Annotated in this window: 17 protein-coding genes and 1 pseudogene; all 18 read left to right on the top strand. The window is 38.4% G+C overall.

Annotated features, from left to right (window positions below; translation table 11 throughout):
- Position 1 precedes the first annotated feature (1 nt).
- The 18 genes and pseudogenes from IEY40_RS16170 to IEY40_RS16085 all read left to right on the top strand — a co-directional run bounded on the left by IEY40_RS16170 (position 2) and on the right by IEY40_RS16085 (position 21,309).
- Positions 2–1,195: a sulfotransferase gene (locus IEY40_RS16170; protein ID WP_188957975.1), complete on the top strand. Its 1,194-nt coding sequence runs from the start codon at positions 2–4 to the stop codon at positions 1,193–1,195.
- On the top strand, positions 1,192–2,208 hold the full coding sequence (locus IEY40_RS16165) for a hypothetical protein (RefSeq protein ID WP_188957973.1): 1,017 nt from the start codon (positions 1,192–1,194) through the stop codon (positions 2,206–2,208). The genes IEY40_RS16170 and IEY40_RS16165 overlap by 4 nt, the downstream gene beginning before the upstream one ends.
- 438 nt (positions 2,209–2,646) lie before the next feature.
- Positions 2,647–2,850 (top strand): annotated as a pseudogene (locus IEY40_RS20200) (CatB-related O-acetyltransferase); the annotation flags it as partial.
- Positions 2,851–3,413: 563 nt separating this feature from the next.
- Positions 3,414–4,481, top strand: a complete 1,068-nt coding sequence (locus IEY40_RS16155; protein WP_229777137.1) for an HAD family hydrolase — start codon at positions 3,414–3,416, stop codon at positions 4,479–4,481.
- A complete protein-coding gene (locus IEY40_RS16150; RefSeq protein WP_188957969.1) occupies positions 4,481–6,499 on the top strand; it encodes a rhamnan synthesis F family protein in 2,019 nt (672 codons plus the stop codon). The genes IEY40_RS16155 and IEY40_RS16150 overlap by 1 nt, the downstream gene beginning before the upstream one ends.
- A gap of 2 nt (positions 6,500–6,501) precedes the next feature.
- Positions 6,502–7,536 carry a hypothetical protein gene (locus tag IEY40_RS16145; protein ID WP_188957967.1) on the top strand — a complete coding sequence of 345 codons (1,035 nt, stop codon included), beginning with the start codon at positions 6,502–6,504 and terminating at the stop codon, positions 7,534–7,536.
- On the top strand, positions 7,533–8,747 hold the full coding sequence (locus IEY40_RS16140; RefSeq protein ID WP_188957965.1) for a glycosyltransferase family 2 protein: 1,215 nt from the start codon (positions 7,533–7,535) through the stop codon (positions 8,745–8,747). The genes IEY40_RS16145 and IEY40_RS16140 overlap by 4 nt, the downstream gene beginning before the upstream one ends.
- Positions 8,747–9,748, top strand: coding sequence for a hypothetical protein (locus IEY40_RS16135; protein ID WP_188957962.1), 1,002 nt, complete (start codon positions 8,747–8,749; stop codon positions 9,746–9,748). Before IEY40_RS16140 ends, IEY40_RS16135 begins: the two co-directional genes overlap by 1 nt.
- An 80-nt stretch (positions 9,749–9,828) precedes the next feature.
- Positions 9,829–11,175: a hypothetical protein gene (locus tag IEY40_RS16130; protein ID WP_188957960.1), complete on the top strand. Its 1,347-nt coding sequence runs from the start codon at positions 9,829–9,831 to the stop codon at positions 11,173–11,175.
- A gap of 34 nt (positions 11,176–11,209) precedes the next feature.
- The gene (locus IEY40_RS16125; RefSeq protein ID WP_229777136.1) at positions 11,210–13,003 is read left to right on the top strand and encodes a glycosyltransferase family 2 protein; all 1,794 of its coding nucleotides are present in this window, start codon (positions 11,210–11,212) and stop codon (positions 13,001–13,003) included.
- Between the two features lie 115 nt (positions 13,004–13,118).
- Positions 13,119–14,024 carry a glycosyltransferase gene (locus tag IEY40_RS16120; RefSeq protein WP_188957958.1) on the top strand — a complete coding sequence of 302 codons (906 nt, stop codon included), beginning with the start codon at positions 13,119–13,121 and terminating at the stop codon, positions 14,022–14,024.
- Positions 14,025–14,026: 2 nt separating this feature from the next.
- Positions 14,027–14,899 carry a glycosyltransferase family 2 protein gene (locus tag IEY40_RS16115; protein WP_188957956.1) on the top strand — a complete coding sequence of 291 codons (873 nt, stop codon included), beginning with the start codon at positions 14,027–14,029 and terminating at the stop codon, positions 14,897–14,899.
- A 218-nt stretch (positions 14,900–15,117) separates the two neighbouring features.
- Entirely contained in the window at positions 15,118–16,026 is a 909-nt protein-coding gene (gene cysD, locus IEY40_RS16110) for a sulfate adenylyltransferase subunit CysD (RefSeq protein ID WP_188958006.1), read from the top strand.
- A gap of 101 nt (positions 16,027–16,127) precedes the next feature.
- Positions 16,128–17,534: a sulfate adenylyltransferase subunit CysN gene (gene cysN, locus IEY40_RS16105; protein WP_188957954.1), complete on the top strand. Its 1,407-nt coding sequence runs from the start codon at positions 16,128–16,130 to the stop codon at positions 17,532–17,534.
- 94 nt (positions 17,535–17,628) lie between these two features.
- Positions 17,629–19,356: an SLC13 family permease gene (locus IEY40_RS16100; protein WP_188957952.1), complete on the top strand. Its 1,728-nt coding sequence runs from the start codon at positions 17,629–17,631 to the stop codon at positions 19,354–19,356.
- 29 nt (positions 19,357–19,385) lie between these two features.
- Positions 19,386–20,027, top strand: coding sequence for an adenylyl-sulfate kinase (cysC, locus tag IEY40_RS16095; protein ID WP_188957950.1), 642 nt, complete (start codon positions 19,386–19,388; stop codon positions 20,025–20,027).
- A 34-nt stretch (positions 20,028–20,061) separates the two neighbouring features.
- The gene (locus tag IEY40_RS16090) at positions 20,062–21,030 is read left to right on the top strand and encodes a DHH family phosphoesterase (RefSeq protein WP_188958004.1); all 969 of its coding nucleotides are present in this window, start codon (positions 20,062–20,064) and stop codon (positions 21,028–21,030) included.
- Positions 21,031–21,309, top strand: coding sequence for a hypothetical protein (locus tag IEY40_RS16085; protein ID WP_188957949.1), 279 nt, complete (start codon positions 21,031–21,033; stop codon positions 21,307–21,309).
- The last annotated feature ends 19 nt before the right edge of the window (positions 21,310–21,328 follow it).

The following is a 21,328-nucleotide window of genomic DNA, read 5'->3' as shown; positions in this document are numbered from 1 at the left end:
TATGTTTAGTTATTTTATTACTATTGCCAACGACGATATGGTTAACGTTGCCACACCTAGTATTGGTGTGTTATTCAAGCCATTATTGACAATTCAGGGGCGAATTGTTGTAAACGGGAATATTACTTCGGTTTCAGCCAAAAACTTATTAGGCGAAGAGTTTAATGCCGTCATCGAATATCATTCCGCGCCTAAGCTTCATCAGCAAATGATGTTAGCTCCGAAACAGGCTGTTTATCGATTTAATATCAATATTGAAAGAACTGATTTGATTGACGATGCCCATTTCGCTGTTGTCGCTGAGGTAGAGAATCAAGATGGCGAACGAGACAATCTAATTATTATTGAAGGTGTTATTCAACCTGTTGTACTTCCAAAACGAGCATTGTTAGTAGTTGGTTCGCCACGTTCAGGTACTTCTGCTTTAGGTAAGGCGTGTAGAAAGGCATTAAGGTCATCAGCACATGGTGAATCACATGTAGTTGAGGGTGTAAATAGAATGCTAACGACAGCAGACGCATTTTTTCAGCAGTCTAAAACCGCATCTATATCCGGTAATCTTGTCAATGCTATTCCTCGTACTGTTATTATCGCCCAGCAATTAACAGCACTAAGGCAAATTTATCGCCTTTATTACGGTGATGAGGTATTGCTTGATAAGACCCCCGGTATTCCTATGCTAGAAAGTTTACCTCTCGCGCTAATGGCCTGGCCACATGCTAAGGTAATTTTTTGTAAGCGCCGCGCAATGGAAAATGTGCAATCCAGAATGATTAAATTTCCTAAAGTTGCTTTTGAACAGCACGTTAAGCAATGGCGCCAGTCTTTTATTGCTTGGCGAAACAGCAAACAAAAAATTAATAAGCTTCTAAAACATAATCAATGGTTTATCGAAGTTGACCAATTTGATATGGCAACCAATACTGCTTCGGTAGTTACGCCCATCTCAGAATTATTAGCATTTGATAAAAGAGAGAAAAATGTGTTTGAAAAGCAACTCTCATCTGATGACAGGCCAGAGCAAACATCAGTTATTCAGAGTAGAGCAAAATCAATTGAAGACTTTGGTTGGACAGATGCGCAAATCGATATTTTTAAAGGGATTTGCGACAAGGAAATGACATTGCAACATTACAGCTACGATGAACAATATTATGCACATACTACCCTAAGAGATACGGAGCAAAAGGCATGACTCGTGTAGTGCTTCATATTGGGACTGAAAAAACCGGAACCACAAGCATACAGCATTTTATGAGCTTAAATAGGCAAGCATTGCTGGCTAATGGTGTGTTGTATCCTCATATTGGTCAGCGTAAAGATGCACATTTTGATTTAGTAAATGCACTTCACCCTCTTGATAATAATGGGAAATACATGGAGTTTCTTGCTCCAGTTAAAGACTCTTCTTTGTATTTGTGGGACAAGTTAGCCGAGTGTATTAAGACTCATCCAGATAAAACGATTGTGATTAGTGCAGAACATTTTAGTTCTCGGTTACGAGCTAAAGCATTGGCTTTTATGCGTGATTTTTTTAAGCTGCACGATATTGAGCCTGAGATCATCATTTATTTACGCCCCCAGGCCGATTATATTGAATCGTCCTATTCCACAGAAATAAAAGCAGGAAGCCCAAAAGTATTTCCTAAAGTGATGGAGCAATATCAATCGCAACCATTACGTTACGATTATAAAAAGCTCATTGATTTATGGAGTGAGTTTTTTGGCAAAAAAGCTCTCAAACTCATTCCTTATGAAAAGTCGTCTATTGGTGACGATATCCGATTATCATTTTTAGGAATGCTTGGTGTTACAGACTCATCGTCATTTGATTTCTCACAAGAAAAGTTAAATGAGAAATGGAGCAATCCAATGCTGGAGTTTGCTCGCATTGCCAACGCTCGAATGCAACATATTGTTGGCCAGGAACGCCACGATTTTATGTCATTTGCTCAGCAGTTAATTGACAGTGAATTACAACCTCAGCGAACTCGACTCATGACACAGGCGCAATATAATGAAGTTGTCGCATTTTATGCTGAGTCAAATCGTCTGTTGTGTGCCGAATATGGACTAGATCGCGAGACATTGTTTATTGATATTCCCAAAAATGTTCCTTTTAGAGAGTCAATCACAACGCCGTATTTAACTCATGTTGATTTTATGCAACTTATTTATGCTTTTTTCAAGTGTAAAGAGTCAATGTAAAGTGATGCAGAGATCTATTTTATGAAAATACGAGTGAACAGCCATATTGAAAAGGTGTTCAATGACAATAAGATTCATTTTCACTATCAAGGTCAAAAGCGTTTAAAACATGGCGATACGCTAGTTATCAACAATAATTGTAAGATTGAGCCGTACACGTCTTTTAATGTAGGCTTTAACCTACACTCTATGGGCTCATTCTCATACAGCAATAGTGTGCTTCCATTACCTTTTGTTGTTCAATTAACAATAGGGCGATATTGCAGTATCGCAGAAGGACTTAACGTTCAGGGGATTAATCATCCTATAGACCGATTTACTACATCTTCAGTATCGTACGATGCTAATTCCATTATTGTGTCTCAAGCATTGGCTGAACATAGGGGCAGTGGTTATAAAATTCGCTCCAATCATGTGAATGAATCTGTTCGTCATGTCATCATAGGTAATGATGTTTGGATTGGTGCAGATGTAACGCTTGCTAGAGGAATAACGATTGGTGATGGTGCTGTTATTGGTTCTAATGCACTGGTAACCAAAGATGTGCCTCCTTATGCGATTGTTGGTGGCGTACCAGCTAAAATTATTCGATACCGGTTTGAACATGACACTATAGCAAAGTTACTTGAATTAAAATGGTGGCAATTTGGCTTTTGGGATTTAGATAATAGTAATAATGAAATAGAGTCTTTCATTGAAATACTTGTAAACAAAATTAATGCTGGAAAATTAACCCCCTTCAAACCGAAGGTGTTTGATGTGTCTTTGTTATCACGTTTTGAACAAAAAGTGAGTGATGAAGCATATTTTTCGATTATATTGTCAGATATTGTAAGTGAACATGAGGTAGGGATTTGCCGTGATTTGGCTATTTCCTTCGAGAACACAGACATCAAACTTGCATATTATTTAATGGCTTTAGCTCATGAGGCAAGACCGAAAGGACCGTTAATAAAGCGCAAATACCAAGAGTATAAATCTCGAATAGAAAACCGGTAACTCCTTGTGTCCTAAAAGATTAAATTGTGCGTAAAATAAACGTTTGTAAGGATGATTTTGATTGGAGTGCTTTTACCGGTTTACTAAGTAACTCACCCCACTTAAACTAGCAGACTATTTTCAGGGAGCAGAAGCCATTGCCAACGTGATAGTTGTTGTGTCCTCGTCAGTATTTTTCATTATAAACATCATGGTATTAGTTAAAAATGGCAAATGTAACCGAAACAAAAGTGCATGAAGCACGATTTTCGTCCTTTGGGACAACGTTCATGGGGCCATTATTGAGTTATTTTGCTCAAAACTTAGTCAATCATGTGCCAAGAGATAAGCCGTTGTACTTTCTCGCTAGAGAAGGATATTGGTTAGAAAAAGCCTACCAATCTTACCTAAATGGTGCCGATATTCAACGTGAAAGTCATTATTTGCTGGTGTCTAGAGCTTTTTTATTTAAAATTCTTGCAAGCGATAAACGTAGTTATGCTTACTCTCTAAAAAGCAGTTTTAGTGGCGCTTTTTATGACCTCATTCGCACTCGATTCCTATTGTCAGACTCGCAAATCAAGCAGATCTTTGATGAGGAAACCGCTCAAGAACTCGTGTATTTACCTGATGATAAGAAGAAAATTATCGAGGTCCTTAATCAACACTCTACTCGAATTGAAGAAGTCATCACCCCCAGTAAGCAAGCTTATTTGAGCTATTTAGAAACATTAGGTGTGTTGCATCAAGATTCATTACACTTAGTAGATGTTGGCTACTCGGGGACGATTCAGTCTCTTTTAGGTATCTTGCTTGATAAAGATACGCACGGACATTATTTAATTGCTTCTAAGCCTGGCAAGCATATTATTGAAAATCAGCAAGCCGAAATGCATGGGTATTTAAAAGAAAATGTGAAATTGGGCGATGGTTACTTACCACTCGATCGCTCGATGTTTTTGGAGTCTCTTCTCACTGCACCTTATGGCCAATTTAGGGGGATTAGATTAAACACCTTTGACCCTACTAAATTTGACTTCTACTATGGCCGAAAAGTGGCTTCGCAGCGTTATTTTCATGAGCTTGAGCAAGTGATGAAAGGTGCGCTTCAGTATTGTGAACATGCAGCAAAATACGGTATTCATTTCGACGTTGAAGAGCTAGAAATGCTTTTTACAAGCTATTTAAGTAAGGCGAATATGGTTCCTCGCTCAGTGAGGCATATCTTTGATATTGATGACGATGTTACTGGTAATGGTACGGTTAATGCCCTTCAATTTTTTGGTTTAGCATAATGATTAATAAACAGTTCGTTAAAACTCGCATGCCTGCACTATTTAACTTTGTTAAACAGCAGCCCTTTTTATTTCGTGTGGCCAAAAGTGTTGATCGACGCCTTCGTGCTAGAGCCTACGCTAAACTCAATACCAACAAAAAAGGATACTCTCAAAAACAAATAATGCTGCTATTGAGTCAAGCTAAGGCTTATGGGTTATTCGATTATGCTTGGTATAGCGCAAATCAGTGCAGGGTATTTACTTGCGAGCAAGAAGCATTTGAGGATTATTTACAAAAAGGGGCTTTTTCGTGTGTTAACCCAAGCTCCGCCTTTGATACAGAGCTTTATTATAAGTGTAATACCGACATTTATTTACAAGGTGAACAGGCACTTGTTCATTATATTAGCCATGGTAAAGCTGAAGGGCGCATGTCGCCACCAGCAACGCCCAAATGGCACCCAAAAGCAATCGAAACCACTGCCGACGGAGAGGCCACAGAGCATAAAATTGCCATGTGTTTCCATGTGTTTTATGGTGAATTTATTGATTATTACTGCAATGCTTTATCTAAGTTTCCTCAGTCGGTTGATGTGTTTGTTAGCGTGAGTAGTGAAGAGTTAGTCGCAAAAGCTCAAAAGCAATTTGCCGCATGCAGTAAAGTCAACCAGGTTAAGGTAAAGGTTGTGCCTAATCATGGCCGTAACTTTGGCCCCATGTTGGTTGAGTTTGCGCAAGATTTACAAGCATACGACTTGTTTTGCCACATGCACTCCAAAAAGTCACTTTACTCTGGGCGGGCACAAACTCAATGGGCTGATTATTTAGGTGAGTACTTACTTAATGATCAGCATGTGATTAAACAGCTGCTAAATCATTTTCGTGATTCGCCAAAAACAGGCATTTATTACCCCACATCGTTTTGGATGATGCCTAACTGGGTTAACCATTGGCTTAAAAATAAACCTCATGCACAAACAATGGCCAAAGAGTGGGGTATTGAGCTTACAGAAGATTTTTTAGCATACCCTGCTGGTGGTATGTTTTGGGCCAGACCAGATGCATTAAAACAGTTGCTAGATAAACCTCATCAGTATGATGATTTTCCTGCAGAGCCTCTGCCTAATGATGGCTCAGAATTGCATGCTTTAGAGCGAATGTTAGGTTTACTGGCTGAAAAAAATGGTTATCGGCAGCTATTTTACTACCCAACAACTGGACAATTCACCCATGATGACAGCTTTATTCTTTGTCAATATGTCAACACTCAAGAAGGTATACGTAATCAATTGAGTGGTTTTGACCATATCAGCTTTGATGTTTTTGATACCTTAGTGCGCAGACGTTACTTTGTGCCAGATTATGCCAAGCTATTGCTCGGTAAAGCACTGGTGTCTCAAGGAATTGTTAATGATGCCCACGAGTTTGTTGCCAAGCGCAATAAAGCGGAGTTTGAGGTGCGTAAAGCGAAAAACTTTGTCGGCGACGTCAATATATTCGAAACTTATGCTCTTTTAGGCAGCCAACTTGGTTGGTCTGAAGCTCAATCAAATGAGTTAGCCGAGCAAGAGTTTGCTTATGACTTGGCAATGATAGAGCCCAAAGATGAGATGGTCGATATCTTTAATGAACTATTGTTAAAAGGTAAACGCATAACGGTGGCGTCTGACACTTATTATACGCTTGAGCAAGTCTCACTCATGCTTGCTAAAGTGGGAGTTAGTGTGGGTTATGAGTTACTTGTATCGAGTGATTTAGGTAAGCGCAAAGACGCAGGCACATTATGGCCCCACATTAAAGAAGGGCTTGGTAAAAATAAAACCTTTATTCATGTTGGCGATAACGCCGTTGCAGATGCACAAATTCCGGGTGATTTTGGTCTACAAAACATGCACATATTAAACCCATTGGATAAATGGCATGCTGCAGGTTGGGATAACCCATTTGTTGGTGAACTAAGTTTAAATGAACAACAGATCCTAAAATGGGGTCCGTTAGTCAGTGATTTTGGCCGTTTTCCGTTTTTAGGTGAGTAGTTATGGTTGATTTAGTATTACATCCTGGTCATTCAAAGTGCGGTTCGACAAGCATTCAAGATTTTTTATATGCCAATCGGGAGTTATTGCGTAATCGTGGTATTTTTCTACCTGATTTAAATTTTAATTTTCCGTGTCATGAAGACTATCAATTTCATTTAACTCATACTCCGAGAGATTATTTAGCTCGAATTCAGTCTGGTGAAGTAAATATTAGTGAGTTATCTAACAAAATTGATGATCTGATTAATCATGCTGAAGAAATGGGTTGCAGAAGGGTCATTATTTCTGCTGAAAATTTGATTAATGCAATATCAAGTAAAATGACTAGTGCTATACATCAGTTATTTGCAGAAAAATTTAACAAAGTCAGAATTGTTTATTATGTTCGCCGCCAAGACACTTTGTTACTTGCTGCGTGGCAGCAATGGGGGCATAAAGATGGCTACAGTTTGGATGAGTATGTATGTAAATTAGCCAAGACTAAATTTGCAGACTTTAACTTTATTGCCTCAAAGTTAAAGCAATTCTATTCCGACAGTGTATTAAAAGTTTTTCCGTTAGAACGTAAATACTTAACGGATGAGAATTTATTAATCGATTTTTGCACTAGAGCGGTTATAAACAAAGCCAAACTTAATTTTGATATTGATTCGAGCAACGCAGGTATAAGCTCTGCGTTATGCGATACATTAGCAAAAATAAATACTGTTTATATAAATCAGCATGATCAGAGTGTTAAAAACTCCATTATTTCATCAGCCCCAAATTCAAATGAGATAATAGGTAAAAAATATCTTCTAGAAATGAGCAATACAACACGGGAAACTCTTTTTACTCGTTTCCAAGAGTCTAATGAAATATTAGCTAAACGTTTTTTCCCTAATTTGCCTTTTGATAACACTATGTCTTTAGACGTTGTTAAAGATAGTGCTGACAATGATATGCAGTTCTTGATGAAGAGAATTGAAAAATTAGAAGATATTAATGCCATTCAAATGGACATGATTTTACAGCTTATGGATAGAGTGAAATGACAGCAAACACTGAGTATAAAGTAAAGCTAGTTGCCATTGCCAAAGATGAAGCGGCTTACATACCGGAGTGGGTTCATCATCATTTATTTGTGGGTTTTGATGACATTGAAATCTTTATCAATCGAACCACAGACAACAGCGATAAAGTGCTAAATAACATTAACAAGCATTATCCTAACGTTAGCTGGCAGTATGCTGATTGGATTGATTGGTGCCCCGCTGATGCAAGTAAGCATATTCAATTTATTACCTATGCTAAAGCCATGTATGACTGCCAACAAGCAGGAGATTTTACCCATATATTCTTTTTAGATATTGATGAATTTTTAGTTTTAGATGGCTTAGCTTCATCAATACACGAAATCATTGGTCGATACCCACAAAACACTCCTATTGCATTTGAGTGGGTAAACGATTGCACACCTTCTGCTGATGCTTTTAGTCGATTGCCCTCGAGATTGACAGGTAATTTATCACCGCTGGTTAAAACCTTATTGCCAATCAATATTGGTATTAAAGAGTTCCGCCATCATTTACCATTATTTAAACAACCCGTTGATACTCTACTTGTTGATCAATCATTGTTCAAAGGGCAAGAAAAAATTAAGCAGGCACTTGATAAATCAGTTAATTTTTTGAAATCGAGTTTTATTTACCACAGGGCGCATCGTTCTCAGTACGAGTATGTGTCATTGCTATATCGTGGTCGTCCTGGTGATAATTTTGCTTATAAAAGTAATCGGCGTGGTTATCCTAAATTAACAACAAAGTCCTGTTTGGTTGAGTTAGATAAAGCTAAAGTCACTGAATATCAGGCGAGTTATGCTGACTTTATTGATTCGATCGATAGTGCCTCTTTAGCTGTTGAAGCTGAACAATTTGTATGTGATCGCTACCAGCGTTCTATTGATAATATAGACAGTCATTTATCACAAGACTACTCCCTGATGATGAGGCTATTTTCAGGTGTGAGTGACGCGCAGGTTTTAAAAGCATTTAAACAACACCGAGCAAAATTGATTGAGTTAGAGCCGACAAATGTCGATTTATTGATCCGTTTGTCCAGTGAGGCGCAACAGCAAGATATTGATGAGGCGATTGACATTATATCGTTGGCTAAAAAAATTCGGCCAAATGGTCCGCTAATTAATAAGAAATTAGATCAGTTGATTCAATTACAGATGTCTTTAAAATCTACAGAGGAGTGCTAATGATGAAAATAAGCCCTGTTATCATATCATTAACTTCTTATGCTGAGCGCATTAATGTGGTTCATCTTGTGATTGAATCGCTAAAAAAGCAAACTTATCAAGTGGATAAAATTGTGCTATGGCTAGATGAAGCCGAAATAAACCGTCAGCAATTACCCTCAGCACTTGCTGCGCTTGAAGATGAGCTCTTCGAGGTTCGTTTCTGTCCCAATTATAAAAGTTATAAAAAGCTAGTGCCTTCTTTACAGATCTTTCCAGACGCCCATATTATTACCTTTGATGATGATATTATTATCCCTGCTAATGTTGTTCAGGCTTTTGTTGATGCGCACCAGCGTCATCCTAATACTGTGATCGCGTCTCGTGGCCGATTGATGATCACAAATGAACATGGTTTTTTTGAGGGCTACGACAAATGGACATTGCTAAATAATGACTCAGAAGTTATGGCACCATTTGGTATTCTTCCTATAGGTTACGGTGGTGTATTGTATCCAAATGGCTCGCTTGATCTTGAAGTGACCAATGTAGACCAGTTTAAAGCGTTAGCCGATAATGCCGATGATATTTGGTTTAAGTGTATGAGTTTACTTAAATATACACCAACGCTTATTTTACCTCGAATTGTATCTGATAAATTCAAAGTTATTGATAATACACAAGAAAGCGCTTTGTACCTAACCGTTAATACGGATGATCGAAATGGCAAATGTTTGCAAGCCATTGCTCAAGCTTACCCTGAATTAAGCACATTATTTAAATCAACTTCATTTCCAAATGTAACAATCGATAATCGATTGCTTAATCAATTATTGTCACGCCCAAATTTATTTGATAGCTCTGAAAAGGCTGTGTCATTTTTTCGTGATGCAGCAATGAAAATAGAACATTCACATCTCAATCTTGCGTATCAATTAATGCTTATTGCTCGAAAATATCGTCCTCAAGGTCCATTAATAAATAGGAAAATTAGTGAGTATAAGGCTAAAATGAAGCAATAATCTTAGAACCTCGATGCGTACAGTTTCTTATCTTGTTTTCGTTTTAATTTCGCATCCGGTTGATTTCTTGGTTAGGTGTAATGACTGTTAATATTTTGATTCATATAGGTCCGCCTAAAACGGGCACGTCTGCTATACAGTTTTGTTTGAAAAATGACCGCAGCAGGTTAACTGAAGCAGGTTTTTTTTATCCTGAGCATACAACCGACGTTAATGGCATAAGCTCAGGTAATCTTAACTCTATTTTTGATACAGTTGGTGATGAAAGAGTATTGAATGATGCTAAAGTTGTAGCTTTGCTTAAATTCTGTTCCCAGTCTGGTTTTCATACATTACTGTTAAGTTCAGAGTTTTTTTTCGAACGTTTGACTGATATTGTTGAGCTATTGCCTACCGCAAGGTTTATCGCTTATGTGAGAAACCCATTAGATAGTTTCGAGTCGCTGTATAACCAATCGGTAAAGCGTCATCATCATACTAAACCAATTAAAAAGAGTATTAAATTACCTCGCTTTTACTTAGCTAAACTTGATAAATTTATTGAACAATTTTCAAAAGATCGCTTTATCTTACGCTCATACAGCTCTAATGCATTTGCTGGTGGTAACATTGTTGCTGATTTTTATCATATTTTGGGTGTATTGCCCCCGGATAATATTACTAAGCAAATCAACCCGTCTTACTCGTTTGAAGCGCTTGAGTTTAAACGTTGGCTGAATCAATTTTGTTCAGCACAAATTGCGTTAAAAGCAGATAAATTATTACAAGCATTTAGTTCTGATAAACAGAGGTTTAGTTTACTGAACAAAGAAACAGTAGAACGTTACAAAACTCAAGCTTATGGCTATATAAATGATTTTTGCTCTAAATATGATGTGTTTATGTCTAATGCTTTGTTAGAGGATATCCATTCTTATTCATCTAAACCTTATTTTGAGCAAAAGCTATCATTGGTCCAGTTTAAGATGGTTGCAAACTACTTGCATGAATGTGACCCTTCACTTTACCGGAGTATTTGTTACTCACTATATTTAGTATCTTATCAAAGGTGTTTTCGAAGTGATTTTGGCCAATATATTACCAGTACATATAAATTGTCTGAGGTAGCGAACAAGAACATGTTAAAATCTATAATCACCAATTTAATCAATAAATTAATTGGACGTCGTGTTGATGAACATACTGTTTTATCAACCATTGCTTCAGATGATTTGGTTCGGTTGAGAGTGAAGTTACAAATTGATAACAATATTAGTGATGTCGATTTATTGCGGGAGTTGGCTGTTCTAGCTGAAAATAATGATGATATTGGTTTGGCTTATCGATTGATGTCTCGAGCGATGCTATTAAGGCCTAATGGGCCATTAATTAAAAGTAAGCTTAAATATTATGAGCAAAGAATTGAAAATGAAAAACGGCTTAACTAGTAAGTTAGCTGACGACTTGATAAGGATGTTGTAGTTGCAAATAGTTAGAAAACTGCTGGTTAAGCTTACCAAGTCGGTTATGAGTGTCACCCCTAAAGCTTGGGTGTTATGGGTAAAAAATCACCCTAAATTAGTGGCGGCGTATAGTCGTAATTTGCATAAAAGTGGTTTGCTTTATCAGTTGCAAACCATGGAAGAGCTAACTCGCTCTTACACCGCATACCAACAATATCAACAGCAACATGTTACTGAACTCGTTTCGACGTCTAAGTTACATTTGGATTTGGCGCACTCAGCCTCACTAAACTTATTAATTTGTGTTCCTACCTTTGATGCAGATGCGCTACAAATTACATTAAGCAGTATTATTAAACAACAGATGTCATTTTCGGACGTGCTTGTTTGGTGCCCTCAAAAAGACGTTCAGTCTGTAACTGCAGAGCTAAGTCAGTCCCTTGACGCCACTTTTATACTAATTAGTGCTTTAGTTGATATTCCATCTCGCTTAGCCGACTCGCCATGCTTTATCATTTACGCTGGGGACGTTACCGTGCCTTGTTTACGAATGATTTTACCTAGCCAAGTGACACCCGGAACCAATATCGCTTACGTTGATACCGATATTCATGATGCCGCAGGAAACAATAATTTCCCTGATTTTAAGCCTGACTGGAATCCCGATTTACAGCTTACTGCTGGGTATGTTAGTTCGGGCGTGTGGGTCGATAAATTAAGCCGTGTTGAGGCTCATGTTGGCCAGTCATGCCGATTAACCCCATTCTTAATCAGTCAGTTTTTATGTTTATGTTATGTGAATGGTAACGAACAACGCATTGAGCATATTTCACTGGTATTAGTGTCTCGCCCAGAAAATGTCGCCCCTTTTAATTTAGCCGCCCCATTACTGGCAGATGCATATCGGCCATTTGCCGATATCATTGCTTCAAATTTGCCAACATTAACCTTGCGCTGGAAGTTGCCATCATCGCCTTTAGTGTCGATTATCATTCCGACGAAAAATGCAATGGAACTTGTAAAAGCTTGTATTGACTCTATTTTACAAAAAACAACTTATTCTAATTATGAAATTTTGTTGATAAACAATGGTTCTGATGACATTGACTGTATAAACTACTTCGTTGAGCTAGCTAAACACCCCAAAATTCGTGTTATTAATTACGACAAAGCGTTTAATTATTCAGCCATTAACAATTTTGCCGCTAAGCATGCAAATGGTGAAGTGTTAGCGCTGGTGAATAACGACATTGAAGTGATTTCGCCTGATTGGTTGCAGGACATGGTGAGCCATGTATTACGTGATGATATTGGCTGTGTTGGCGCAAAATTGCTGTTTTCTGATGATAGGATACAACATGCTGGCGTCGTAATGGGTTACGGTGGCGGTGCAGGGCATGCGCATAAATACTTCCCTGCAGATCACTTTGGGTACATGAACCGTCTGGTAGCGAGTCATAATTATAGTGCTGTAACCGCAGCTTGTTTATTGATTACTACAGACGATTTTTGGGCTGTAGGTGGCTTGAACGAACAAGACTTAGCGATTGCATTTAATGATGTAGACCTGTGTTTGAAAGTATTGCAGCTAGGCAGGCGAAATCTGTATTGTGCAGAGGCGGTGTTGTATCATCATGAGTCTGTTTCTCGAGGACATGAAGATACCCCTGAAAAAGTGTTAAGATTTAAAGGTGAATTGTCTTATTTGCAGTCTCATTGGCAGCATGTTATTGCTGCTGATCCGGCTTACAATCCTAATTTAACACTTAGACGTGAAAATTTTGGAATAAAAGAGTTTAGAGCAAGTAGTTGATTATTGGCGATTTACTTTCATTTGCCGTGTTTATGTATGCCTAAACCTTATCTATGACCCGATTAGTTTGTCTGTTGATGACTATTTTAGGTTTTTTACTTTATACCGAGAAGACATGAGTCAGAACCTAGCGTCAAATAGTCAGTTTATTCTGCAATCATCTTTCCCTCTGCCGAGCACTGTAGAAACCGTGTGTGGTATGTCTGTATACACCAATGACAAGTTAGCATGGGTGAAGCAGGCTGTTGAGAGCTTATTGAATCAAACTATAGCCCCAGATTTATTGGTTGTGGTACTTGACGGTAATGTGTCTGATGAAATTTCTTTGTATTTATCCAAAACCGAAAAATTACATCGTAATTTCATACTCGTGCATGGTTTGGTTAATCGTGGCCTTAGTGTATGCATGAATTATATCATTGAGATGACACTTCCATTAAAGCCTAAATACTTTTTCAGAATGGATGCTGATGATATTTGCGTATTGCATCGGTTTGAAAAGCAAATCACTTTGCTTGAAAAGCACCCGGATGTTGATGTTTTAGGTTCTGCTTTATGGGAAATTGATGAAAATGGTAACCGTGCTGGGATACGCCGTTTACCATTAACTCACTCTAAGTTGCTTAAGTCATTTTCTCGACGTTGTCCTATTAACCATCCTACTGTTGCTATTCGATATTCTGTTTTTGAACAGGGGCATCGTTATTTACCTGAAATGTTGAATACCCAAGATTATTTTTTATGGATCGCGCTAGCGGCTGACGGTAAAAAGTTTGCAAATGTGCGTGAGCCATTGTTGCATTTTAGGCGCATTAACGGCTTTTATAAGCGCCGTGGTAGAGGTAAGTCGGTTAACGAGTTTAAAGCTCGCTTACTTGCTATGGAGTTATTGTCTCAGCGTTCGATACAGAACTACTGCTATGCTCTATTAGTATTAACACTTAGAATGATGCCCGCGTGGGGCATTAAGTTTGCCTATAAGTGTGACCGTTTTTTACTTAATTTGAAGAGACATCATTAGCCATGATTGGCGCTATTCTTGTTGTATACAATCCCGATTTAGCATTAACAGAGCGTTTGTTAACACGTCTTTATGGGCAAACTGAAGAGGTTATTATTATTGATAATAGCCCTAAGCCTCATAGTTTTAAAAAAGTGATTGAGCATTATACCTATCTGCATTTTCCTGAAAATATCGGTATTGCTGCTGCTCATAATGCAGGGTTAATTCATTTGCTTAAGCTTGGTTGTGAGTACGCGATATTGCTCGATCAAGACAGTTTAATCCCTACTGATATGGTGTTTAACCTAAGTAGTTTGCTTAAAGCTTCTAAAACGATGAAACAAGACATTGTGGCCATTGGCCCAAGGATACATTGCTCTTTTTCTGATAAAAATGTGCGTTCTTTAGTGCAGCGCGAAGTGTTTGATTATGAACAATTGGTCGGTGTTACCCAGATTATTGCTTCTGGAATGATGATTGATTTAAGCGCCATTGATGAGGTGGGTTTAAAAGACGAATCATTGTTTATTGATGGGGTTGACCATGAGTGGTGCTGGCGAGCCCGCAGTATGGGGTTGTCGATAGCGCGAGCTAAGCAAGTTGAGATGCTCCATCGATTAGGAGATTCAAGAAGTAAGTTTATTGGGGTGACATATAAAGTAGGTGCACCGATAAGGCTTTATTATCAATTTAGAAATATATTGTTGTTGAGTCGTCGCCCTTATGTGCCGACATATTGGAAAGTACGCTGTTTGTTTTTTATGCCGATTAGGCTCTTTTTAAACAGCGTTATGCAAACCAATAAACGTAAAAGGCTTGTTTATATGGTTAGAGGTATTTGGGACGGACTATTAGGCCGCTCAGGCGCTTATAATAAACATTGGCATCATTGATACGATTTTGGACTAAATTATTTTAAAAAAGTAACTGATGTCTAATCGTTTTAAGGCATTTTTCATGAATAATTTTTGTTGATATGGTAAGTTATTGCCATTAAATACCCGTTTAAGAATATTTTTTGACTGTATTTCCATTTGTAAGATTATGATTTGGTTAAGTCATTGATTTTAACCGTATGGATATTGAATAATTTAGGATATGAATGAACATCATGAATGAAGAAAGATTAACCCATTTAAAAGCACTCGAAGCCGAGTCTATTCACATTATGCGAGAAGTGGCTGCAGAGTTTGATAATCCAGTGATGTTATACTCAGTGGGTAAAGACTCTTCAGTATTATTACATCTTGCCCGTAAAGCATTTTATCCAGGTAAAATTCCTTTTCCGCTAATGCATGTAGATACTAACTGGAAATTCAAAGAAATGATCCAGTTTAGAGACCAGATGGCAAAAAAATATGGTTTTGATCTAATTGTTCATAAAAATCCTCGTGGTATAGAAATGGGGTGTAGCCCGTTTGTGCATGGTAGTGCTAAGCATACTGATATCATGAAAACAGAAGGCTTAAAACAAGCGCTTGATATGCATGGTTTTGATGCTGCTTTTGGTGGTGCTCGTCGTGATGAAGAAAAGTCTCGCGCAAAAGAACGTGTGTATTCATTCCGTGATAGCAAGCACCGTTGGGACCCTAAAAATCAACGTCCTGAATTATGGAACATTTATAACGGTAAAGTCGATAAGGGTGAGAGTATTCGCGTGTTCCCCTTATCAAACTGGACTGAGTTAGATATTTGGCAATATATCTATTTAGAAGGGATTGAAATTCCTGAATTGTACTTTGCAAAAGAGCGTCCTGTGGTTAAGCGGGATGGTACGTTGATCATGGTAGATGATGAGCGTATGGAGCTCAAAGAAGGCGAAGTTGCAGAAAACAAAATGGTACGTTTTAGAACATTAGGATGTTATCCGTTAACAGGTGCTGTTGAATCCGTTGCACAGACGCTACCAGAAATTATTCAAGAGATGTTGTTGTGTACGACATCTGAGCGTCAAGGTCGTGTTATTGATAATGACTCTGCTGGCTCAATGGAAAAGAAAAAAATGGAAGGCTACTTCTAATTTTCATTGGCGTAATTTTTGTTGTTTGCTGGTTTTCCGGCATGCAAAAACAGTTTATGGCTCAGTGAATTCTGGGCGTATGCGAGATTAAGGATATTCAGATGTCTAATAGTACGGCTCTAATTGCTTCGGATATTGAAGCTTATTTAAAAATTCATGAAAACAAAGACATGCTACGCATTTTAACTTGCGGCAGTGTTGACGATGGGAAGTCTACGTTAATTGGTCGTTTGTTGTTTGACAGTAAAATGATTTTTGAAGATCAAATGGCTGCGATTGAAAAAGATTCAAAGCGTTTTAACACCACTGATGGCGATTTTGACCTGGCTCTACTCGTTGATGGTTTACAGTCTGAACGTGAGCAGGGAATTACAATTGACGTTGCTTACCGTTATTTTGCGACTGAGCAACGCAAGTTCATTATTGCTGATACTCCTGGTCACGAACAATACACCCGTAACATGGCCACAGGGGCTTCTACATGTGATTTAGCAATTATTTTAATTGATGCTCGTCATGGTGTTCAAGTGCAAACTCGTCGACATAGTTACATTTGCTCTTTGTTAGGAATTAAGCATGTAGTTGTAGCGATTAACAAAATGGATGCGGTAGATTACGAACAATCTGTTTATCAAAACATCAAAAAAGATTATCGTGAATTTGCCGAAGACCTGGCTTTTGATGATGTTCGCTTTGTGCCAATTTCTGCATTACGCGGTGACAACGTGGTAAATGAAAGCGAGAAGATGCCTTGGTATCCGGGTTCTACATTAATGAAATTGCTCAATACTGTTTCAATTACACGAGCCAAAAGCGATGCATTTAGATTACAAGTACAGTATGTAAACCGTCCTAATCTCGATTTTCGTGGCTTTTGCGGCACCATTGGTGCTGGCGATATTCGTGTTGGTGATACAGTTGCGTCATTACCATCAGGTAAAGAAAGCAAAGTTAAGTCGATTGTAACCTTTGATGGCAATATTGAAAAAGCTAGTGCAGGTATGGCAATTACCTTGACGCTAGAAGACGAAATTGATGTGAGCCGTGGCGATATGTTAGTTCGTCCGCACCAGAAGCCTCATTCTTCAAGCCATTTAGAAGCGGATGTTGTGTGGATGACTGAAGAAGCGCTTCATGTTGACCGAGAGTACGCTATTAAAGTTGGCAGTAAGTCAGTATTTGGCCATGTTGAAACGGTTAATTACAAAGTTGATGTAAATACGATGCAGCAACAAGAGGCTTCTCAACTTAACCTAAACGAAATAGGTAATTGTCATTTTGCATTAACGGCTCCCGTGCAGTTTGATGAATACGATGTAAATCGCAATACAGGCGCATTTATTATTATTGATCGTTTAACTAATGTTACCGTTGGCGCGGGTATGATCCGTAAAGCGTTAACTAGTAAGCCTACTACTTCAGACAGTCAATATTCTGCATTTGAAGTTGAATTTAATGCACTTGTTCGTAAGCATTACCCACATTGGGATGCAAAAGTGATCCGTTAATTAACGCGCTTTTGTTACCAAAATTTCAGGCTGTAAGGTGACTTACAGCCTATTTTTTATCGGTTAGTTTATCGCTACGGATGGTTGTTATTTCATGTCATTAGATGCTTATTTGACACTACTTATTTTTACGTTAACAGTCATTGGCTTAATTGTATTGCAAAGTCGGCCGGTGGCCGTTTTTGGTGGTACCTTGATTGCTTTAATTGGCTGTGATCTCGTGACTAAAAGCCAGTTATTAACCAGTATTGCGAATCCTGGGTTAGTGACACTTATTCTATTAGTATTGTGTTCGTTAGCTTTAGAGAAAACGCGCTTGCTTAGAATTGTGGCGTCTAAAATTATAGTGAGTAACTATCATTCTACTTGGTTAAGATTGTTTGGGATTACCACCTTATTTTCGTCTATTTTGAATAATACAGCTGTAGTGGCGACGTTGCTTTCACCCATCCGTAATAACCCTCACCATTTTGCGAGTAAGCTGTTAATTCCACTGTCTTATGCTTCTATTTTAGGCGGCACATTGACCTTGATTGGTACTTCAACCAATTTGATTGTTAATTCTATGTATATAGAGGCTTCAGGTCGGTCATTATCTTTTTTCTCATTCACTGCTGTCGGCGCTATTTTAGTGTTAGTTTGCGGGGGTGTGATGTTTTTCTGTGCTAGATTTTTACCTGACTTAAAGCAGGAAAATGCCAATTCAGCAGGGTATTTTATTGATGCAAAAGTACGTGAAGGTTCTGAATTAGTTGGCCGTTCAGTTGAAGTAAATGGTTTGCGTCATTTAGAATCGTTATTTTTGGTTGAGGTTGTTCGTAATGGCCGCTTAATAAGCCCTGTTGCACCAACAGAGGTTATTCAAGTTAATGACAGGCTTATTTTTTGCGGCGAAGTGACGAAGCTTCTACAGTTAGGCCAATTTTCTGGTTTAGAGATTTTTGCGGAAAAAAATGGTTCGTTAGACAGCAATTTAACTGAAGTCGTTGTAAGGCAAGAGAGTATTATCGTCGGAAAAACGTTAAAAACAACCGGATTTAGGGCACTTTTTGATGCCGCTGTGGTTGCGATTCGTCGTGATGGTGAGCAAGTATCCGGTAAATTAGGTGAAGTGGTTATTCGGGCCGGAGATTTTTTAGTATTAGCTGTAGGCGAAGATTATCGAACCAGAACTAACATCAGTAAAAACTTTTTGGTTTTGTCGGGCGTTGAACCAGAAACCAGAATAAACGGTTGGCGTGCATGGTTATCAATCGGTGGCTTTATTTCGATTATTGGCTTGGCGGCAACAGGTGCAGTTGATTTATTGGAAGGATTAGTTTTATTGCTAGGGAGCTTGTTGTTTACCAAAAGTTTAACCGCAAATGAGTTGGTAAGACGTTTTCCTATTGATATTTGGTTAGTTGTCTCATCTGCTATTTTATTATCAAATGCCTTAGTTAATTCTGGAGTTGTAGAGCAATTAAGTGGCTTAATTAATCAGTTTAATGATCCTACTTATGTCTTTATGGCGCTAGTTTTAGTGTATTTAGTGACTTGGTTTATGACTGAGTTAGTGACAAATAATGCCGCTGCAGCACTAATGTTTCCTATTGGTTATAGTGTCGCATTAGGCTTTGGCGTCGATGTGCTGCCTTTTGTTATGACAGTTGCATTTGCCGCGAGTGGCAGTTTTATTAGCCCATATGGTTATCAAACTAATTTGATGGTGTTTAATGCGGGAAATTACCGATTAGTTGACTTTATTAAGGTCGGTTTGCCTGTGAGTTTGGTGTATGGTGCGGTGGTATTAATTATGGTGCCCATCGTATTTCCGTTTTAAGTCATGTTTTAGCAGGAAAGGGATTACATATGTCTGATGTACCTTATAAAAATATTGATGTTATTGGTGATAAGTCTTCTGATGTGGTGTGGCATCAAGCAAGTGTGTTAACTGAGCAACGTGTAAGTGCCAATGGACATAAGCCAGTTGTACTATGGTATACAGGGTTAAGTGGCTCTGGTAAATCAACTGTAGCGAATGCGGTTGATAAGATGTTGTTTGATTTAGGTTGTAAAACTTATGTGCTTGATGGCGATAATGTTCGTCATGGTTTAAATGGTGATTTAAGTTTTACAGACGTCGATAGGATTGAAAATATTCGTCGTATTGGCGAAGTTGCTAAATTATTTGTCGATGCTGGTTTGATCGTGTCGACGGCGTTTATTTCACCTTTTTTAGCGGACAGGCAAATGGTGCGAGATTTATTGCCAAACGGTATTTTTGTTGAAGTGTTTATCGATACACCTATTGATGTGTGCGAAAGTCGCGATCCTAAAGGGTTATATAAAAAAGCCCGTTCGGGTGAAATAAAAAACTTTACTGGTATTGATTCTGCTTATGATATGCCTTTATCGCCTGAAATACATGTTAAAACCGATTTAGCTTCAATTGAAGGTTGTGCTTCACAAGTTGTCGACTATTTAGTTGAAAAAGGTATTGTTGCCCGTTAAGTTGCATATAAGCTGATAGGTTTGGGTTTTTATGATGAATTATGATGTGTTTAATGGTGATGCCGATGGCATTATCTCGCTTTTACAACTTCGCTTAGCTCAGCCCGCTGATAATAAACTCATTACTGGGGTTAAGCGCGATATTGAGCTATTGAAAAGTGTCCCTGTGGTTGGTACCAATGAAGTGGTGGTATTGGATATTTCAATGGAGAAGAACATTAGCGCATTGGTTAAGTTACTGGATTCTGGTGTAAAGGTTTTTTATGCCGACCATCATCGTAGTGGTGATATTCCAGATGTTGCTCATCTTAATGCGCTGATAGATTTAGACCCCAATGTTTGCACAGGCTTACTGGTCGATAAATGGCTTGATGGTCAGTTTCACTTATGGGCGATAACGGCTGCTTATGGTGATAACTTATTTGCCAAAGCTGACCAATTAAGCAGAAATGCAGGCTTAACTGACGAACAATCTGAGCAGTTAAAACAACTGGGTATTTTAATCAATTACAATGGTTATGGGTCAAGTGTGGAAGATTTACACTTTCACCCTGCAGAGTTGTATAAATTACTACTAAATTACCCTTCACCTTTTGATTTGTTTACTGACAAGCACTCTCCATATTGGTTGTTGCATGATGCTTACGAGGCTGACATGGCCAATGCCTTAGCTATTGCGCCCCGTTATAAAGGTGAACAGTTTGCCTTGTTTGAATTACCGGATTTACCTTGGGCAAGGCGTGTTAGTGGCGTGTACGGTAACCATTTAGCTAACCAAACCCCCGACCTTGCTAATGGTGTGTTAACATTAAACGCTGACCATACTTATACTGTTTCTCTTAGAGCCCCCTTAAATAACAAGCAAGGTGCTGGCGATATTTGTAGCCAATTTGCGACTGGCGGCGGACGCGCTGCAGCTGCGGGTATTAATGCATTAGCAAAGGATGATATTAATCAGTTTATATCGGTCACTGAGCGTTATTATTCTGGGCACATATCTTAGATGTTGATTAATTTTATTGATGATATAGCGCGTAGCGTAACAAATCATTTAGCTGTAGATGGACAATTTAATTCTACAGATGATGCATTTGATTATTGCTGTGAGCTATTGATGTGTGCTGAAGAATATCAATTCCCGGTGTTAAACCCAAATATCTCACGTAGAGAGTTTTTAGGGTGGAGTGTTTATTGGGATGTTGAAGTGTTACCGTGCTCTATTTCTATATCTCTCATTGATGCTAAGACCGGTGACATCATTAGTCGCACGTATCGTTTATAGGCGCTGATGAATCAGTTTT

The organism is Shewanella ulleungensis, assembly GCF_014648315.1.
Lineage (GTDB): Bacteria > Pseudomonadota > Gammaproteobacteria > Enterobacterales > Shewanellaceae > Shewanella > Shewanella ulleungensis.
Note: the sequence above shows the minus strand (reverse complement) of the source record. Positions and strands in the feature narration are given on the sequence as shown.

Coding starts and splice junctions, on each gene's coding strand:
- IEY40_RS16120 (WP_188957958.1), top strand. CDS start 13,119: ATGAGTCAGAACCTAGCGTCAAATAGTCAGTTTATTCTGCAATCATCT.
- cysC (WP_188957950.1), top strand. CDS start 19,386: ATGTCTGATGTACCTTATAAAAATATTGATGTTATTGGTGATAAGTCT.
- IEY40_RS16130 (WP_188957960.1), top strand. CDS start 9,829: ATGACTGTTAATATTTTGATTCATATAGGTCCGCCTAAAACGGGCACG.
- IEY40_RS16155 (WP_229777137.1), top strand. CDS start 3,414: ATGGCAAATGTAACCGAAACAAAAGTGCATGAAGCACGATTTTCGTCC.
- IEY40_RS16135 (WP_188957962.1), top strand. CDS start 8,747: ATGATGAAAATAAGCCCTGTTATCATATCATTAACTTCTTATGCTGAG.
- cysD (WP_188958006.1), top strand. CDS start 15,118: ATGAATGAAGAAAGATTAACCCATTTAAAAGCACTCGAAGCCGAGTCT.
- IEY40_RS16165 (WP_188957973.1), top strand. CDS start 1,192: ATGACTCGTGTAGTGCTTCATATTGGGACTGAAAAAACCGGAACCACA.
- IEY40_RS16140 (WP_188957965.1), top strand. CDS start 7,533: ATGACAGCAAACACTGAGTATAAAGTAAAGCTAGTTGCCATTGCCAAA.
- IEY40_RS16085 (WP_188957949.1), top strand. CDS start 21,031: ATGTTGATTAATTTTATTGATGATATAGCGCGTAGCGTAACAAATCAT.
- IEY40_RS16090 (WP_188958004.1), top strand. CDS start 20,062: ATGAATTATGATGTGTTTAATGGTGATGCCGATGGCATTATCTCGCTT.
- cysN (WP_188957954.1), top strand. CDS start 16,128: ATGTCTAATAGTACGGCTCTAATTGCTTCGGATATTGAAGCTTATTTA.
- IEY40_RS16115 (WP_188957956.1), top strand. CDS start 14,027: ATGATTGGCGCTATTCTTGTTGTATACAATCCCGATTTAGCATTAACA.
- IEY40_RS16170 (WP_188957975.1), top strand. CDS start 2: ATGTTTAGTTATTTTATTACTATTGCCAACGACGATATGGTTAACGTT.
- IEY40_RS16100 (WP_188957952.1), top strand. CDS start 17,629: ATGTCATTAGATGCTTATTTGACACTACTTATTTTTACGTTAACAGTC.
- IEY40_RS16150 (WP_188957969.1), top strand. CDS start 4,481: ATGATTAATAAACAGTTCGTTAAAACTCGCATGCCTGCACTATTTAAC.
- IEY40_RS16145 (WP_188957967.1), top strand. CDS start 6,502: ATGGTTGATTTAGTATTACATCCTGGTCATTCAAAGTGCGGTTCGACA.